Origin of the sequence: Actinomycetospora chiangmaiensis DSM 45062 (genome assembly GCF_000379625.1) — a bacterium.
GTDB classification, from domain to species: Bacteria; Actinomycetota; Actinomycetes; order Mycobacteriales; family Pseudonocardiaceae; genus Actinomycetospora; species Actinomycetospora chiangmaiensis.
In genome coordinates, this window is record NZ_KB903236.1 from 1 (window position 1) to 14,744 (window position 14,744).

General features: G+C 67.4%; 14 protein-coding genes and 1 pseudogene. 8 read left to right on the top strand and 7 right to left on the bottom strand.

From position 1 onward, the window contains the following. A partial coding sequence (locus A3CO_RS37000) for a histone-like nucleoid-structuring protein Lsr2 (protein WP_033414227.1) occupies positions 1-174 on the bottom strand: 174 nt, incomplete at its 3' end. Positions 175-436: 262 nt separating this feature from the next. Between A3CO_RS37000 and A3CO_RS40430 the strand changes: the two are divergent. The 4 genes and pseudogenes from A3CO_RS40430 to A3CO_RS38185 all read left to right on the top strand — a co-directional run. Next, positions 437-1,084 (top strand): annotated as a pseudogene (locus tag A3CO_RS40430) (SAM-dependent methyltransferase); the annotation flags it as partial. Positions 1,085-1,119: 35 nt separating this feature from the next. Beyond that, positions 1,120-1,302 carry an SAM-dependent methyltransferase gene (locus tag A3CO_RS40435; RefSeq protein WP_425393408.1) on the top strand — a complete coding sequence of 61 codons (183 nt, stop codon included), beginning with the start codon at positions 1,120-1,122 and terminating at the stop codon, positions 1,300-1,302. 275 nt (positions 1,303-1,577) lie between these two features. Further along, on the top strand, positions 1,578-1,997 hold the full coding sequence (locus A3CO_RS38180) for a hypothetical protein (protein WP_018333418.1): 420 nt from the start codon (positions 1,578-1,580) through the stop codon (positions 1,995-1,997). A gap of 155 nt (positions 1,998-2,152) precedes the next feature. Then, complete coding sequence (locus A3CO_RS38185) at positions 2,153-2,917, top strand: hypothetical protein (protein WP_157647661.1); 765 nt, start codon at positions 2,153-2,155, stop codon at positions 2,915-2,917. A 290-nt stretch (positions 2,918-3,207) separates the two neighbouring features. Here the strand turns inward: A3CO_RS38185 and A3CO_RS0116875 are convergent, their stop codons facing one another. From A3CO_RS0116875 to A3CO_RS36020, 3 genes are all read right to left on the bottom strand, one after another. Beyond that, positions 3,208-8,466, bottom strand: coding sequence for an AAA domain-containing protein (locus A3CO_RS0116875; RefSeq protein WP_018333420.1), 5,259 nt, complete (start codon positions 8,464-8,466; stop codon positions 3,208-3,210). Positions 8,467-8,663: 197 nt separating this feature from the next. Beyond that, positions 8,664-8,987, bottom strand: coding sequence for a hypothetical protein (locus A3CO_RS38190; RefSeq protein ID WP_157647662.1), 324 nt, complete (start codon positions 8,985-8,987; stop codon positions 8,664-8,666). Between the two features lie 33 nt (positions 8,988-9,020). Continuing rightward, the gene (locus tag A3CO_RS36020; RefSeq protein ID WP_051085990.1) at positions 9,021-9,980 is read right to left on the bottom strand and encodes a plasmid pRiA4b ORF-3 family protein; all 960 of its coding nucleotides are present in this window, start codon (positions 9,978-9,980) and stop codon (positions 9,021-9,023) included. 329 nt (positions 9,981-10,309) lie between these two features. Between A3CO_RS36020 and A3CO_RS0116895 the strand changes: the two genes are divergently transcribed. From A3CO_RS0116895 to A3CO_RS36025, 3 genes are all read left to right on the top strand, one after another. Continuing rightward, entirely contained in the window at positions 10,310-10,771 is a 462-nt protein-coding gene (locus tag A3CO_RS0116895) for a hypothetical protein (RefSeq protein WP_018333423.1), read from the top strand. 208 nt (positions 10,772-10,979) lie between these two features. After that, complete coding sequence (locus A3CO_RS38195) at positions 10,980-11,174, top strand: hypothetical protein (RefSeq protein ID WP_157647663.1); 195 nt, start codon at positions 10,980-10,982, stop codon at positions 11,172-11,174. Between the two features lie 48 nt (positions 11,175-11,222). Next, the gene (locus A3CO_RS36025) at positions 11,223-11,618 is read left to right on the top strand and encodes a PIN domain-containing protein (protein WP_018333425.1); all 396 of its coding nucleotides are present in this window, start codon (positions 11,223-11,225) and stop codon (positions 11,616-11,618) included. A gap of 458 nt (positions 11,619-12,076) precedes the next feature. Here A3CO_RS36025 and A3CO_RS0116910 read toward each other — a convergent pair whose 3' ends face one another. Together A3CO_RS0116910 and A3CO_RS38200 are read right to left on the bottom strand one after the other, a co-directional pair. Continuing rightward, the gene (locus tag A3CO_RS0116910; protein ID WP_018333426.1) at positions 12,077-12,274 is read right to left on the bottom strand and encodes a hypothetical protein; all 198 of its coding nucleotides are present in this window, start codon (positions 12,272-12,274) and stop codon (positions 12,077-12,079) included. 252 nt (positions 12,275-12,526) lie between these two features. Next, positions 12,527-12,754 (bottom strand): DUF2510 domain-containing protein, encoded by a 228-nt coding sequence (locus tag A3CO_RS38200; RefSeq protein ID WP_211214497.1) that lies wholly within the window; start codon positions 12,752-12,754, stop codon positions 12,527-12,529. A 743-nt stretch (positions 12,755-13,497) separates the two neighbouring features. On the opposite strand from A3CO_RS38200, the gene A3CO_RS38205 reads away from it, so the two are divergent. Continuing rightward, positions 13,498-13,938 (top strand): hypothetical protein, encoded by a 441-nt coding sequence (locus A3CO_RS38205; RefSeq protein WP_157647664.1) that lies wholly within the window; start codon positions 13,498-13,500, stop codon positions 13,936-13,938. A 516-nt stretch (positions 13,939-14,454) separates the two neighbouring features. On the opposite strand, the gene A3CO_RS32775 is transcribed toward A3CO_RS38205, so the two are convergent. After that, on the bottom strand, positions 14,455-14,744 hold a 290-nt coding region (locus A3CO_RS32775), incomplete at its 5' end, for an integrase core domain-containing protein (RefSeq protein ID WP_018333430.1).

A 14,744-nucleotide genomic window follows, 5' to 3' on the forward strand; every position in this document is an offset into this window, starting at 1 on the left:
GCCGGTACGACGGGCCGCAGCCACATAGCCCTCGACCGCGGTCCGCAGCTCTTTCGCGTGATCGGACGAGAGGTCGATCTCGTAGTCGGCCCCGTCGAGGCCGAACGGGACGGTCTCGTCGGCGGTGCNGCCNTCGAGGTCNTCNACCAACGTCACCGTGGTCCGGGTAGCCATGGGCTNTCGAGCTCCTTNATTGTGGGCATCGGACCGATCCCGCCAGGTCCCGAGAAGGACATCGGCATTGCCACATCATTCTTAACAGATAGCGGCGGTACTCGAGGCTATGGGCTCGCTGTGACGCATATGTGCCTGTCGTCCGAGACCGCGCGGGGCGCGCAGCCTTGGGACTGGCACCCTGGGCGTCCGCGAAATGCCCCGGCCCGCCTTGCGATAGGGAGCTGGGGGTCGTCGAGGGCGCGGGACTTTGGGGGGGACGTTGACCGCAGAGCTGCCGGGCTACGAAGGTGGACCGCACACCTCTGACGGTGGCTGCTACTCGATCACCGTCGGCACAGCCCTGGAGGCCGGCATCGACTTCGAGCGCCCGAACGCTGCTCGCCTCTACGACTACTACCTCGGAGGCGCCCACAACTTCGCCTCCGACCGGGAGCTGGGCGAGCAAGTCACGAAAGTGATGCCCGAGGTCCGAGCGTGGGCTCGCGCCAACCGGGCGTTCCTGGCGCGCGTGGTGCGCTACTACGTGGCATAAGGCGTCCGGCAGTTCCTCGACCTCGGATCAGGTATCCCCACCGTCAACCACGTACACGACGTAGCCCGCGAGCTCGCCCCGGACACCCGTGTCGCCTACGTCGACTTCGAGCCCGTGGCGGTGGCCCACAGCCAGCAGCTGCTCGCCAGCGTCGACGGTGTCAGCATCACCCGCGCCGACGCCCGCGACCCCGCGGCTGTCCCGTCGGCGCCGACCGTCACCGAGCTACTCGACTTCACCGAGCCAGTAGCTGTGCTCGCCGTCGCCCTCATGCACTTCGTCTCGGACGACGACGACCCTGCAGGCATGATCGCCGGCTACCGCCGCGTTCTCGTCCCGGGCAACTTCCTCGCGATCAGCCAGGCAGCGACGACTACGACGACCCCGACCTCACCACGCACGTCCGGGCGTTGGTCGAGCTCTACCGCGGCAGCGCCACACCGGCCTTCCTCCGCGACCGCCCACAAATTCGCGCGCTCTTCGGCGGTCTCGACCTGGTCGAGCCAGGCCTCGTCGACATCAACCACTGGCACAACGATGTCCCGGACCCTCCGCAGCTCAGCAACTCCGCCGGACTTGCCCGCATCCCGTGAGCTCGGACGCGCCAACTTCCTACACGAACGCAGCATCGCGATAACCGGCACTATCGCTCCCTCGGCCCTCGAGATCAACGGCGTCCTTGCCGCGCCAACCGCCGTATCCCTTCTTCTCCGTGCGATGAGGCTGAACGCCACGTTCGTCGGCGTTAGGCCAGCAGAGTGAGTTCTACCGAGCCGTCTACCGGCCGCCGTCACCAAGCGCAACAATGCGGCGAGCTTGCGCAGTGCTAGGGCGCAGAAGGACACTGCGGAAGGGACACGACGCACCGGTGAGCAGTCTCGTGCCTGCCATCATCGCCGGCGGGGTGGCCGTCCTCTCGGCTTTTCTTTCTGCAGCTGTCGCGCTCTACACGATCAGAAGAGCTAGTCTGGATCGTCTAGAGTCCCGCTCGCAAGAGTTCGCTATGTTGCTTTTGCCTAAGCGACTTTCGGCATACGAAGATCTTTGGCGGGCACTCATACGTATCGAACAGACCCTCGTCGTCGACTCTTCTTCGGCAGATGACCTCGTTGCGTCGTCCATCTGGTTGCCACCGAAACTGCGCAACGACCTGCTGTCCATGTTATTGGAAGACAAGTTGAACGCTCAAAAGGTCAGGCAAGTGAGGGCCGAGCTGCTGGCAGATGCGGCGATCGATCGTATCGACGCCGCAACAGCCAGCCTCACGAGACGGGAGCGCGAAGCGTGACAGAAACCGTGCCTTTCCCTGCGACACAGGCTGACGACCTAATTAGCGAGTTTGCGGCTAAACGGTCAGCAATCGTAGAATCAGAGACCGCCAAGTCGTCGCCGGATTACCTCGAGAGTGTCGACGGGGCTACCGTCGACTACAGTCTCCGGCCCGTGGCGCTACCCCTCGCCCAAGTTGATGTCCTGTCTTTCCTCGAAAGTATGGCCGACGGTTACGGGACCACGTTAGCTCCAGTCGCACCTGGTGAATTGATCCGGCAACTGCCTGCTGACAAGCTCTATCAGATGTCGCAAGCTGACCTTCTGTCACTCGTCTTCAAACGAGACTCGATCAAACAGGTGGTCTTCGAAGGCGGTCGGTTTCCGCTTAAATTTGACTTTGTTCCGATCCGCACTATCGCTGTCACCTGGAACTCGATCCACGTCTCTGTCGAAGGCAGTACGCAGATCGCGGAGAACGTTGCCCAAGAAGTCCTGCAGCTGATCTGGGCTGCAGCAGGGTCAAGGCGGGGATGGGATGAACTCGCTACCCACCAGGTAGCAGTCGGATACAGCACGCAAACTCGTATTCATCTTCCCGTCGAGTTCAACAAACTCCTCGGCGCGGAACTCCAAAGTCTCGTGGATCAGCACCTGCTCAGTAATGAGCATTTCGCGGCGTCAATGCGTCCGCTCGAGAAGGCTCGCGGTTTCGCAGCCACTCGTAGGGTCGCGTCGGTGGTCTCGCTGAGTTCCCTGGCCTTCCGGGTCGATACAATGGACTTAGCTAATGGAATCGGCCATGGCGGCGCGCTGTCCTTCTACGCCCCAACACGCGCGGACGTCGGCTCGAGAACTATTGTCGTATCGTCAGCCCTGAGTCTCGACGACCACATGCGCTTGGTAAGGGCCTTCCTGGATCTACTCGAAGCTGAGTGACACTTTCGACCCAAGCGGCTTTCCAAAGCGGAAACCGTACGTTGTAAGGCCCCGAAGCGAGTACAGCGATACTCGGAGTTATCGCGGCATCGGAAGGGCCGCGTCGTCGCGCTGGCGCCCGCGGCTAGGGCAGTGGTTCGATCTCGAGTTCGACGCGGAGCGCCGCGAACTTGCGGGTTTTGCGGTGACGAGAGGCCAGCCGCGCTGCATTGAGCAGACGGCGGACCCGACCGTCCGGGGAGCACCTAGCGAAACAGTGATGAAGTTCAGACATTGCCGCCACCGCCGAGTTACAAGCCGCCGTCGATCGCACGTGCCGCCCGGAGGCGAGCCATCACATTAGGGGTGAGACGTTTGAGGCCGTAGCGGCTGAGGACTTCGCGGAAGAGCTGTTCTTCGTCCTCGATTCCTTGCTTGTGGACCTGGCGGGTGAGCTCGGCCAGTTCGCGCGGCGGGATCTCCTCGAAGGAGCGAGGTCCGAGTTCTCGGGGTACGAATGTGGGCTGGGTCGGCAGTCGCATGGTCCGCTGCCTCAGGTCGGATTCGTGCAGCGGGCTGTCCACGGCGAATAGGCCTTGGCGCATCGCGGTCTTTACCGCCGATGTGAGGTCTCTGGCGATCTGTTGGCCAACGCGTCGACCGCCGCTGGCCTTGACGTAGAGCGCGAAGGCTCGGTCGATGACGATCGGGCCCTCGACCGCCACGATGTGCTTGAGACCGTCGATCAGGTCGGCGCGGTCGGCCGACCCAGGTGGCACGGTAGCTCCGGTGAAAGCCGCGTACGGCGCGAGTTGATCGTTGGCTGATGCAGCTCCGACGGCGGGTGGCGGGTCCACCGTCGGCTTGGCCGGAGGCTCCGGGATACCCTGCTCCCGTTGTGGACGGGCCGGTGATGGCTGGTTATTCGGAGGGCTGGGCTGGGCGTCGCGCTGCCGAGGCTCTTCCTCGACTGTCGAGGCGTCCCTCTCGCGGTCCCATTGGACGACTTCGCCCTCGGGCGGCTCCATATGGTCAGTCTGCGCGGGCAGAGGGCCCTCGTCGGGGCGTTGCGCCTTTTGGGTCCATGGGTGGATGCCTAGGTCGGCGAGTGCGATCCAGAGGTCGTTGAGGGCGTGGGCGGGCTCGACGTAGAACTCGGATTCCCGGATGCGGAAGAAGTGCCAACCGCAGCGTTCGAGTTCGCGCTGTCGGGCCATGTCCTGTTGGTATGCCTGCGGTCCGTGCCAAGCATCCCCATCGCATTCGATCGCTAGCCGGGCGGTACTGCCCACGACCACGAGGTCGAGCCGATATCCCTGAGCGGGGTGTTGCGGGATGACGGTGTAGCCGCGGTCGACGAGCCGGTTGTACACGCGCTGCTCGAACAGGGAGTCGAACGGCGGGACTCGGACGTCGTCGGGCACGGCTGGGCTTGGAGCGCGGTCAGCGGGGTCGGTGCTGCGGTGCTGGACGCCGTAGCAGTAGTCCAGCAGCTGGAAGCGCATGTCTTCGGTGTTGGTGAGGTCGTTGAGGCTCACAGAATGGAAGACCCATAGTTGGTCTTTGGCCCGTGAGGCGGCGACGTTGTAGCGCTGGACGTAGGTCTCTCGGGTCAGCGCGGCGAGTCGGCGGCCGGGTTCAGGTGCGGCGACCATGGACAGGAACATCACGTGCCGTTCCGACCCTTGAAAGTCGGCGGCGTCGCCGACCCGCAGGTCGCGCGCCGCCCATGCGTCGGCTGGGACCCGGGCGAGGAGCTTCTTCTCGATGGCGCGGGCCTGCGCGGGTCCGAGCAGCGAAATCACTCCGAAGGTGAGCCCGTCGTAGCGAGTGTCGGCCAGGCACGCCTCGATCTGGTCGACGATGGCCTCGACCTCCACCGGATTGATCTTGCTAGTGGTGCCGCGGGTGTAGCCCTCCGGCAGGAAGACGGTCTGGATGGGCTCGAGTCGGTCGGCGCCGTACTGGCGGACCGAGACCAGGCGGATGTTGTTGGGCTCGTAGGCGATGCGATTGGAGAATCCGATGATTTCGGGGACGCAGCGGCGGTGCTCGGTAAGGGTGAGCATCCCGCTGAAGCGCATCTTGGCTTCGTCGAACAGGCTGCGTTGCGGGTCCTGCCAGGTTGCGCGGTAGGGGTCGTCGTAGAGGTACTGGTCGGCCAGCACCCGCAGTTGTTGCTGGTCGACGCCCACCGCTGACGGTGAGACCTGCTTGTCGTCGCCGATGACCAGAATGCGCGGGGCCAGGTATTGCAAGAAAGTGGCCTCGAGTCCAGCTTGAGAGGCCTCGTCGACGATGACGACATCAAACATATTGGGACTAACGCGCAGCTGGTCGGCGATCCGGTAGATGGGAAGGATCCACGCTGGCACCGCGCCCCGGCACCGGTCCATGGCTTCGCGGATCTCTGCGCGGCGCTGGGCTTGGTAGGTGCCGGTGCCTTTTTCGAGGCGGCGCACCAGGTAGGCGTATTGCTCGAGGCTGGCGCGCGCGCCGCGGGACAGTCGGTGCGGGGATACGGCGTGGCTCCAGGCTCGAGTGGCGGCCAGCTTTTCGACCTGGGCACGAATATTGGCCTCGAGGCTCGACACCCGCGCCTGCAGGGTGTTGACGTCCTGGCACTCCTCGCTGGTGAGCCAGCAGCGAGCAACCACCCAGCGCCAAGCCCGCGTGAATCCGTGCAGACGCTCGGACCAGGCCGGATCGTCGAGGGTTCCGATGATCGTCCTATGCAGCCGAAGTGCTTGCGCGCGAAGTCGTTCGTCGAGTTCGACGCGTCGCGCCGTCAAACGACGGACCTCGTTGAGGCGCTGCAAACGTTGATAGGCCGCCGTGTACCCGAGAGGGTCGCGCTCACGGATCGCCCGGCTTCCGGACGCGACACACGACGGCGCATCGACGAGCTCGCTGCCCAGGGGGGCCTCGAACTGGGCTGCGAGCTCACCGAGCGGGGCGGAGGCGTCGACGAGCGCTTTGACCGCCGAGACGGCGTCAACGAGGTGCACGTACGTGCTGGGGGTGTCCGGGTCGCGCCAGTCGGGGCGGGACAACCCATGCTCAAGGTGGTGGCGTTCCTCAAGGCTGAAGCGTTGCTCAACGCCCAGGATGCGTTCCAGCAAGTCGCGTTCGCTCTGGTGCCACTGCAGCTGCTCGTGCAGGGTGTCTTCTGGAGGGATCTCGGTGCCGGTGGGCCAGGCCCGGTCCAGCGCAGTGAGAATCCGGCTAACCTGCACCCACGCCAGGAACGCTTCAAGCTGCTCGAGCCGCACCGGTGGGAGACCGTCCACACGGGCCCGCTCGAACAGCTCGCCCGCCTGTTTGACTGGGCGGGGGGCGAATGGTCCCGGCCGGGGTTCTCCCCGGGGTCCGATCTTGATGCGGCCACCGGCTGCGAGGTGAGCGTGTAGCTCGCGGGCCAGCGGAACCAGGGCGTCGGGGTCGCCAGTGACCCGAATGTCGGTTACCGCTCCGAGCTGCGCCACCAGGGGCTCGGCGGCCCTGATCAGGTCGGTGAGCTGCTGGTGGCGGGCCTGCCACACTCCGGCTCGGCCGTGGCGAATGTCAGCCAATGCCTCCCGCGTCCAGGCCTCTTCGCGGGCGTCCAATGCCGCGGCTTCCTCGGCCAGCCTGCCCATCCGATCTCGCAGGGCGCGCCGCTCATCCGCAGGCAAATGCTGCATCGCCGTCCATGCCGCATGCCCGTGCAGTGAAGCAGAGCGCTGCACCTGCGTGGTAGCGGAGGCCTCGGCTGCCACCAGGGACGCGAATTGGACCGGGTCAGGCAAAGACTGTGGCAGTGGGAACCAGCCGGTCGTGTCGGATTCGTCGGCTGCAAGATCGGGGTCGGTGTGTAGCTCGTGCCAGATGACCGCCTCGTTGTCGGTCAGCGGCGGTTCCCCGACCGCATCGTCGAGGAGGCTGGCGAGCCATCCGTCGGTCTCCTGCCCGGCGGCGAGTTGCTGGGCGATAGCGGCAAACGTGCCGTGGTAGCCGGCGATCTCGTGGACACGGACCTCTCGCTCCCGCATGGCCACCAAGTCGCGATGCACGCGAGCCCGGTCCCGGCGCAATTCGTCGATCGTAGAGAGCGCGCGCTCTACGGCCTCCTCGACCGTCTGCGGGTTGGCGTACTCGTCCTCGGCGGCCTGCGCGGCGAGCCGCTCGACCGCTACCCGCAGCTGGGCCATGTCCTCCCCCGCGGTGCCGACCACTGACACCGCTAGCGGCTGGATGGCCTCGGGGAGCTTGCCGCGGATCTCTCGCAGCGCTCGGTCGCTGTGGGCGGTGACCAGCACCCGCAGGCCCTGAGCCAACAGGTGGGAGATGAGCGCGGCGGCGGTGTGGGTCTTGCCGGTTCCCGGTGGGCCCTGTACCAAAGTTTGAGCGTGGGTGTCGACTTGGCGCAGGATCCGCAGCTGCACGTCGTTGACCGGCATCGGCAGGAACGGCTCGTCGTCAACGGTGACCACGGCCCCTGCCGAGCTCGTGGAGCTGCTGCCGCGCGGCGTCGGCTGGTGATCGGGATCGACGAGTGGGCGCAGCCCGTCGGGGACTTGTCCGTTGGCGCTAATTTGGTCAGCGATCGTCGAGAAAATCTCCGCCAGGCCTCGGTGGGAGCGATCCCGCAGGACGATGGCCGGGGCGTAGGCGACCACTGGCTGCGAGCCGGGCACCACCGGTTGGTCGCCATCGAGGTACGCCGCATCGGCGGAGAGCGCGAACACTAGCCGGCTAGCCAACCTGCCCGCCGTCTCGCGGTCCAGCACCGTGCCCGCCACCTGGCGGGCCTCCTCGCGCACCGTGGGGACAGCCTGCGGGTGGGCAATCAGCGACGGGTCAAGCATGTCCAGCTCAACGCTCACCGGATCGTCCCCGCCGGCTATCTCAAGGCTAAGCGCCCCAGAGGACGCGTCCAAGCTGATTGTCAACGGAGTCGTGAGCAGGTGCCGATAAACTGAATTGTGCTCGTCGACCCGCCAAGAAAGGCATCCCCGGCCGACGAGTAGTTCCTTCTGTTCCGAGTGACCAGTCACGGCGAGGTAGACCGAGAACAGGCGTGCGTAGAGCTCACGAGCCGGACGGTCGCGGCGTTCTCGATCCGCCCATCGCTGCCAAGTCCCGAGCCAGTGCTCGAACTCGGCATCTGACGGCGCTTCTGCTTCCGCCGCCGGGGCATGGGCCTCGGCGGCGTCCTCACCCGTCAGCTCCCCACCTTGCTGCGGTCTGACATCGGGATCGTCGAGCGGGCCCTCGACGATCGCCGCAATTGACTCGGGGACCGCCGGCGGGCCCTCCTGCTGGACGCGATCAACCCGCAGTATGAGGCCCTCGTCCGATGCCCCCTCGAGCCCGGCATGTACCGATGGATGCGCGGGCAGCTCGTGGCACCACAAGACGTCGCCCGCGCGCCGGTAGGTCTCCAGCGAGACCACCGACGGGCTCTTGAGCCGCTGGGCCTGCTTGAGGAACTCGAATAGCCGGATCGCGCGATCCGTCACCAGCGACCGGGGCTCCGGAGACACAGACTGCTCGCGGCTCTCTGGCACTAGCCCGTTTGACAGCTCCATGCCCGCCTCCGCCCGATCGCCACTAGCCCGGCCGATCGATCGATCGAACACCAAGGCCTGGGAGCATCGCCACTCGCGGCTTCGTGTTACAGGCAGACAGCCGACGTCGTGTCTGGTCTGTCCGATCGAGTTTGGCTCGCCAGTTGTGGGTTGCGTGCCCCGGAAGCTGGCCGTGCACTGTGGGCCGGTCCCAACGTCTACCTCCCGGTCGTCGCCCCCGAGGTGTCGTGCGATGCGGGCGGCCCGCCCATAGCTTCGATCATCTGGTCGGCGGTGCGCAGGAGCCTGGCAGGGTCGTCGGTCGTCGTGACCGCGCAGTTTGCGGTGTAAGTCAGCGCGTAGACGAGTTCGTTTCGTGCGAGGTGGTCGACCTTCGCGGCTGCTTCCGCCAGGTTCTTGTTGACGTCCTCGTCGTTTGCGGCGCATGCGTCGAGTCGGCCGAGTACGGCCATGACGTCTCGGCTGGCTTGCAGTCCGCGCAGGATTCCGTCTATGCGCGGTGGCCAGCGGTCATCAGGCATGTCAGTCCTTTGGTTCAACCCCGAGCTGCGCGCCTAGGTCCGCGAGGCTCGGGCCAGCACTACCCAGTGGGACCACTCTAATGGTCGGCCGCAGGTTCCCGTCGCGCGCCCATCCCTGAGGCGAGGCGCGGGGGACGTCTGTCTCATCGGCGACTTCTTCGCTGTCTCGCAGACGTTCCCGGTGGCTCGACTAGATTGTCTCTGCGGCCACGGACGGAGTATCGCAATGAGGACGCCGGGAAGCGTGTGCAGCGCCTTCTCGCGAGTCTGAATCACCAGATTACCGACCCGCGTGTGGGCCCTGCCAGGGCAATCAAAGGCGTCGCACACCGCCGTGTGGGCCGGCTTGCCGGAGAGCGACCAGTGCGGACGCTGCTGCTGCAGCGCCCGCACGACGCGCCGTGGGAGCCGCCCGCCTGGGGTGAGCACCACACCGTCGCCCACCTCGGCCAGCATCAACCGCACCGTGTCAGGCACGGAGCCGGCGACCTGACCGACCAGAATGTCGGTGGCGTGCCGATCGACGCCGGGAAGCTCCCGGCCGACCCAAGCCCGGTACTGGGCGTGATCCTCGTGTCCGGGATCGCTCAACGCCGCCCGGACCCGTTCATGGCCGGGTGGGCCACCGCAGTCCTCGAGCGGGCAGCTGCCGCGGCCGTCGACACACCCCACGTGGTCACCGCCGCGCCCGACGACCTCGACGTCGTGGACCCAGTCGTCCCCGAAGTCATAGCGGTAGACCCACCGCGGCCCCAGCGCCGAGAGGCCGACCGAGGTTTCGTCGCCGACCTGATCGTACAGACCGTCCGGATCCGGGACGCCGAAGTGTTGGTCGCCGGTCACGAACTCGTGCAGATGTGCATCCACCCAGCCCATCGCGGCCTGCAGGAGCTCGTGGAGCTCCGGGAGCCGCGAGGCCGACGGGACATCGATGACCCGCTCGACGGCCGGCTCGACATCGCGGAGACGGACCCGGAGACGAACGGTTCGCACCCGCCGAGTCTGCCGCACCCATCCGCGGGCTCCGACCGGTCCCGACCTGCCGGTCGAGCCTTGTGCTGCAGCACGCGGCGGGCACGCTGGTCCAGGCGCCTCCGCTGCCGGCCAGCCGCGCCAAGCTGCCCGTCAGTGACGGTCTCTGAGACGCTGACGACCGTGGACCGACCGGCACAGCGCGGCGATCAGCCCGGGATAGGGTCGTCGTCGTCCCGCCCTTTCGGCCCGACAGGTAGACCCCCTCGAACCCGGCCTGAGTCGGTGATCCGGGCTGGCCGCGTCCGCGGTGGCGAGCGGTCTCACGTACGGGGCACGTCGAGTACGGCGTGCTGCCGGCGCCGTGGGTGGCAGAGTTCGACACCGCCCGGGGGTGGACGCCCGCCGGCTACGACCTGAAGCGGGCGACGAAGATGGTGACCGAGGACCTCTGCCAGCTGTGCGGGCGAGCCCGCGGCAACGAGGTCTACGTGCTGGCCGGAATCCCGGGGTCCGAGCAGGTCATGATGTCCGGCGGCGCCTTGTGCTCGGTGCTGTGCGCACGTCTGACCGCAGCGATCTGCCCGCACTACCGCAACCAGTGGCCCGTGCGGGTACTCGCTGTCAGCCACCTCGGCCCGCGCCAGAGGGTGACCGCGCTCGACCGGGACCTCGATGACCGCGTCGACCTCGTCAGCTCCTCCGCACGGCTGATCTCCATTGTCGGACATGCCGCGCCGGCGCTCGACGAGACCACCGTGGGCAAGCGCCGTACCCCGCATGGCCGCGCGGTTACTGTCAGACCAGGCTGACGGTTTTGCTACTGGTCACGTGGGGGTGTGCGGTGCGCGGTCGCCGCGACGATCTCCTGGTCGCCGCCCACCGCCGGAAGCACTGCCTGTCTCCTGTAATCGAGAGCCCCGGAGCGGGGGTTCACCGCGCCGCGCGCACGACAGTGGTCGGTCCCGGCCCCTGCCGGACTGAGTAGGCCTCGGCGCGGCCCGCAGATACCATCGATCCATGAGCAGCCGAGCGCTACCGCCTCTGGCGCCGCCGGAGGCAAGTTCCGACGAGCGGGGCGCCGCCATCGAGGCGCGCATGATCGCCCGACGGGGCTCCGCCCCCGGCATCGAGGACTACCGCCGCAGCTACGCGGCCTGTGGACTGACCTGGCCCGGGGACGACGAGATCCGCCGCCGCCACCCAGTCTCCTAACCCCGACCCCACAGACCTCGCCTCGGCGCCAACGGACATAGTGGAGTTGTGCTCGGACAGGTCGTCGACTCCTCGGGACTCGACGCAATTCTCGATCCTCGTCGTGCAGCCAACGTCTGGCTGATCACCGCTCGCGAGGCCTCGACGCCGCTGTACCTGCCGTCGCTCGCGCTCACAGAGGTACGCGCCCTGCGGACCCCGGCCGCCACGCCGGAGGCCCTCACCGAGCTCTACGAACTGCTCGAACACCCTTCGGTCGTCCGCCGTGACCTCGACCCGTCGACGGCCGCCGAGGTCGCAGCCCTCCTCGCCGACACCAGCACCTTCGACGTCGGCACCGGGCACGTCTGCGTCATCGCACGCCAACGCGGATGGCCGGTCATCACCTCCGACCCAGGTCGGCTCCGCCGCGTCGATCCCGACGTCGACGTACTGCTGGTCTGAGCGAGCGAGCTCACACTAGCGGCGACGGTAGGACCCAGCGGCCGACCAAACTGCCGCCTCGCGCCCCGCGATAAACGGAGTTATCGCGGCATCGGGCGCTCCGAGGCCCGTCTGCGACCAAACGCAGCCATGCGGGGCGATAGCGCCGGCCCCTCGCTCCCAAGGCCAGCCGAAGCTGTTCCAACCCGTCCGAGCCGCGGCCCGCACCTGGCGCCGCGGCTCGTTCTCGTTCGTCCGGACGATCTCCCGGGAGCTGCCGTTGTTGTACGGCTGTTGTCACCCGGGCTTGAACTAGCTCCAGCCGCGAGCGACCGCCCAGAGGCTCAGACCACGCCCTTCTCGCCGAAGGACGAGCCAGGTGCGAAGAGTTGTCATAGGTCAGCAGGGTGCTTCTTCGCGGCCAGCGCGTCTACCCAACACAGATGCGATCAGTCTGAGCGCGGCGCGGACGTGCTGGTTCAGGCGACGAGGGCGAGCGCACCGCCCACCGTGATCGCCAGGATGAAGGCAGCGATCCAGCCGCGAGGGTCCCGGTCGTCATGGGGGTCCAACACGATCACCAACGTCTCGGCTCCCAGCAAGGCGAGAAGAGCGACCACGAGGACGCCGACGATCGCGGAGAGGTTGACCTGCGGTCCTGTCCGGCCGTTTCCCATAGCGCCAGGACCAGGGCGCCGGCGACTGCAGCAGCGCGTGTCGGGGCTATCGGGTCCGTGCTACCGCGCGTCCACGCTTCGGCTGCCCGTCCGCCGGCGAGAGCGCACGCCGCGGAGAGCGCGACGAGGACGACGTCCCCGATAGCGAAGGTCGTCACCCCTGATCACGCTAGGCAGGTTCTAGGCAACGGTGGGGTTGTTCGGCTCAAGTCGCCGGGCCTTCTTGTCAGACGAGGGTCCAGGGGGGCGGCCTCAGCGAGTGTGTGGCGTCCACCGCTGACCGTCGTACCAGCGGACGGCTCCACTGCCGTCGTCGTACCACCCGGGCGGGATCGAGGCTGCCGCGTAGGGCGGAGGCGCCTGATAGGTATTTGGCTGCCGCCGCTGAGACTTCACGATCAGAATGATCACAGCTGTGATACCGCCGAGGATCGCGAGCACGACCAGCCCCATCAGTACAACAATGAGCAATTCGCCCATCAGCTTCTCCCCCCCGCTCTGCGCCGTGCCCCGAGGCGCGCTGGCGACCTCTGATAGAGCCCGGGCTGGCACCTTGCCAGAGATCGGCTTCGGGGTCTCTCCCTCGGCGGCGCGGGCTCTGCCCTGCCGGGCCGGTCGTGCGGGTGCAAGCGCCCCTGATGCCCGTGGCCGGCGGATGGCTGCTAGGTGGGCGCTTGCGGCTGTGCGGGAGGTCTGGCATCCCTGGGGGGCGTCGTCGCGGGTGAGACCCCGTCCCGACCACCACCCCATAGTGCCGGGCCGGCTCGAGCTCGTCCCCGTCTCTCCTGAGGCCGGTGTCCTGGTCCAGGGCGGAGCGCCTGGCCGCCGGAGGCACCCCCTACTCGCTCTGGCACTCCCCTGCGTCGCGGTGGCTGGTGCTGCGTCTGTCGTGCGGGTGTCCGGACCGCGGGGTGGGCGCGCGCCCCGGGTCGAAGACAGGAGGGGTGGCGTGCCCGGCCCGGAGGGGCCGGGCACCCCGTCGCGCCAGCGCCGGCCCTCCCCGTCGCTGCTGGTGGTGCCCTGTGAGCGGGGCGCCTCTCGGTAAAGGGGTAACAACTCTTCGCCCCGACCGCCGACGCCGCGAAGGCTCAGCAGCTCCGGACAGGCTTGCTCAGGCCCAGACTGCGTGGGCGTCGCGGTGGGAGCGCCGCCGGTCGCTGAAGAAGTTCACAGGCCTGCGCCGCATCCGCACCTGCGGCTCCTCCACGACCAGCGAGTCGGGCGTGACGCTCGGGGTGACCACGAACCCGAACGGCTCCCGCTCCGCCGCCTATGGCGGACTCACCTGCGGGTCGGTGTGGTCCTGCCCGGTCTGCGCCGCGAAGATCGCCACCCGCCGCGCCGATGACCTCGCCGCCGTCATGCGCACCGTCAACGACCTCGGCGGGTCAGCGTTCCTGCTGACTCTCACGATGCGGCACACCCGCGGCGACCGACTCGAACTCTCCCGCCCCGAACGAGCCCGACGCACGAGTTGGAAAACCGCGCCTGGCGCCGCGACCTCGCCCGCCAAGCCGGCGACGACATCGACGAAGACACCGCCGCCCGCGAGGACGACGAACTCGCCGCCCTCGACGGTGGCGGGACCTGCCTCGGGAGTTCGGGCCGTGGCAGACCGCCTGGAAGCGGCATCGCCGGTTCTCCCTCGACGGCACTTGGGATGAGGTGCTGGCGATCCTGCAGGCCGAGGCCGACGCGGCCGGGGGTGATCGACTGGCGGGTATCGGTCGACTCGACCAGCAGCCGGGTCCATCAGCACGGCGCGAACACGGCGAGGTCCTCTGAGGGGCCGGTGAGCTACACAGGGAGCCAGATCGAATGGCAAGAAACGGCACCGGTGGCGGGGCCGGTGGCGACGGCTGGGTCCCTTTCGGGCTGACCAACTGCGCGGCGACGAGCCCGACGACCACGCCATCGGCCGCTCGCGCGGTGGGCTGACCGCCCGACGACCAGAAACGAAACCGGGCCCGCCCGGGTCCCGCGGCGGGCGACCGGTCGCTCTTGACGTCGCGGACTACAAGAACCGCACGTTGTCGAGCGGGGCTTCAACCAGATCAAGCAGTGGCGCGCGCTGGCCACCCGCGACGACAAGCACGCCCTGATCTTCCGCGGCGGCGTCGTCCTACTAGCAATCCTGGTCTGGCTGACCACTACTTCAGAGACACTGAAGCGCTCCGGGTTCAGTGGAGGCTGGGTTCTCCCGAGAGTGGATCTTCTCGGGCTGCTTGGTGAGCGTAGTAGTTCTGTTCGTGCTCGACCGGCGGAACGTGGCCGAGCTTCGAGTGGATGCGGCTGGTGTTGAACCAGTGCGCCCAGGACGCGGTGACCAGTTCGAGGTCGCCGACGGTGCGCAGAGGTCCGTCTCGAGTCACGCACTCGGTCTTGTAGAGCCCGATCAGCGACTCGGCCAGCGCGTTGTCGTAGGAGTCGCCGATCGAGCCGATAGAAGCCAGGGCGCCGGCTTCGACCA

Excerpts from the sequence above, each read along its gene's own strand:
- A3CO_RS0116910 (WP_018333426.1), bottom strand. The coding sequence starts at position 12,274 with ATGGGAAACGGCCGGACAGGACCGCAGGTCAACCTCTCCGCGATCGTC.
- A3CO_RS38190 (WP_157647662.1), bottom strand. The coding sequence starts at position 8,987 with ATGCCTGATGACCGCTGGCCACCGCGCATAGACGGAATCCTGCGCGGA.
- A3CO_RS38200 (WP_211214497.1), bottom strand. The coding sequence starts at position 12,754 with ATGGGCGAATTGCTCATTGTTGTACTGATGGGGCTGGTCGTGCTCGCG.
- A3CO_RS0116875 (WP_018333420.1), bottom strand. The coding sequence starts at position 8,466 with ATGGAGCTGTCAAACGGGCTAGTGCCAGAGAGCCGCGAGCAGTCTGTG.
- A3CO_RS38195 (WP_157647663.1), top strand. The coding sequence starts at position 10,980 with ATGAGCAGCCGAGCGCTACCGCCTCTGGCGCCGCCGGAGGCAAGTTCC.